The 1,601-nt window shown below is 58.8% G+C and carries 2 protein-coding genes and 1 pseudogene; all 3 read right to left on the bottom strand.

All coding sequences use genetic code 11. From position 1 onward, the window contains the following. Window positions 1-10: 10 nt before the first annotated feature. Window positions 11-601 carry a hypothetical protein gene (locus tag P792_RS31375; protein ID WP_023979318.1) on the bottom strand — a complete coding sequence of 197 codons (591 nt, stop codon included), beginning with the start codon at window positions 599-601 and terminating at the stop codon, window positions 11-13. Window positions 602-651: 50 nt separating this feature from the next. Further along, on the bottom strand, window positions 652-1,137 hold the full coding sequence (locus tag P792_RS31370; protein ID WP_023979317.1) for a hypothetical protein: 486 nt from the start codon (window positions 1,135-1,137) through the stop codon (window positions 652-654). After that, a pseudogene (locus P792_RS38920) lies at window positions 1,137-1,601 on the bottom strand (DUF4043 domain-containing protein); the annotation flags it as partial. The gene P792_RS31370 and the pseudogene P792_RS38920, both read right to left, overlap by 1 nt.

Genomic DNA, 1,601 nt, shown 5'->3' with positions numbered 1-1,601 from the left:
CCTGCCATGATCAGACCTGCTGCATGGATAAAAGCGCGCGGGTTCCGTTCTGCGACAGCTCGACGGTATCGACCAGATAACGCGCGCCCTTCTCGTCCAGGACCTGCATATAGGGCTTCAAACAGAAACCCGGCATGACCGGCAAATGCAGCATATAGCTTCCTGACCGCAAGGCACCCGGCATACCGCTATGCCGATCCTCGCCCTTCCCAGTCATCCACAGACTGGCCGGACAATGATCGACCAGCAGACCCTCTGCTCCACGCATCCCCATGACCGATATTTCGCGGTTGCACGCGACAAAGAGTGCTGGCCTGCACGGTTCCATTTCAGCAACGAAATAAAACCGTTCACCCAGCGCGATATAATCACCAATAGCCAGATCCCGCGCATCGCTCAGCCCGAGAGTCATGACCTGACCCCATCCCTTCGGCTTGCGCATACGAAATCCCGCATCGACATCAAGGCACAGATAAGCGGCTCCTACCGCATGACCCAACGGCGTAAGCGGGTCAGTAACCCGATATTGGCGTCCCATGCGCCCGATGCGGCGTGCAACCTGCGCGAACCCGGATGACACACGCTTCTGAAGCATTTGCATGGTTCATCTCCCGAATTCTCTGAGGTGTTCTGCTGCGGTGACGCGCGCTGTCACAGGGCGATCAGAGCATGGTCCTGCATATCGGGGCCCGGTGCCACACCCAGAAAGCCGCACACCCTGCGCCGCCACCAATCAAGCAATCTGACGCGCTCGGATAATTCACGCGTATTACGCGTCCATACCGAGGCCACCTGCGTATCCAGTGTATCGGAGGCACGAGAAATCGCCCGCTCCATTTGCAGCAGTGTCGCCAGAAAATAGCGCATGCGTCGGCGCTCGGAGGGCGCAAGCGTGTTCAATCGGAACTCCAGAGTTCCTGCACTTTGAAAAAACCGCCAGGAACTCTCTCCCGACCCGACATCACCAAGGGCTGCATACCCGCAGAAGCGGCGGATTTCGGTTTTTTCTTCATCGGTGAGTTGGTCACCGGATGGCGGTACGCCGCCACACGACATATCATCCTCCATCACACCGCTCCCGTCTGAAAGTCCGGCCGGAGGCTGACCGATCGACATGGCAAGACCTCCCCTGCTCATCAGCGAGCGTCCGTGCCGAGACTCTCGATCACCACACCGCGCTTGAGATAGGCATTGGTCGCTGTCGGGATGATGGAGGCATCGGCCGTCACATCTGTCGGCAAGGCAAAACCACCAATCCAGTACCATGACTGCGCGATAATCTGTTTCAGACGATCCAGCGGCTCACGGGTGACCATCGCCACACCGTCCACAATGTCGACAAGCGCCCGCTCGGCATCGGGGATATCCGAATGACCCACACAGGCGCAGTCCCCCTCTACCAGAGCCCCCTGCCCCAGAAGCAACGCGCGATGAATTGGCCCGCCACCCAGTGAGGCCTGCTGCGGCGCTTCGGTCGTCGGCACAAAACGCACACCCAGCAATTCAATTACCTGCCCGGACCGGTACTCCTCAGACCCATAAGCGCCGCGATAGAGATACTTGAAATCGGCATCCCTGAAGAGCGAAAGCAACTGCAAATC

Origin of the sequence: Asaia sp. SF2.1 (assembly GCF_000505765.1) — a bacterium.
Taxonomy (GTDB): Bacteria; Pseudomonadota; Alphaproteobacteria; order Acetobacterales; family Acetobacteraceae; genus Asaia; species Asaia bogorensis.
The sequence above is the reverse complement of the archived record's forward strand: the minus strand, read 5'-3'. Positions and strand labels throughout refer to the sequence as shown.

Coding starts and splice junctions, on each gene's coding strand:
- P792_RS31375 (WP_023979318.1), bottom strand. CDS start 601: ATGCAAATGCTTCAGAAGCGTGTGTCATCCGGGTTCGCGCAGGTTGCA.
- P792_RS31370 (WP_023979317.1), bottom strand. CDS start 1,137: ATGAGCAGGGGAGGTCTTGCCATGTCGATCGGTCAGCCTCCGGCCGGA.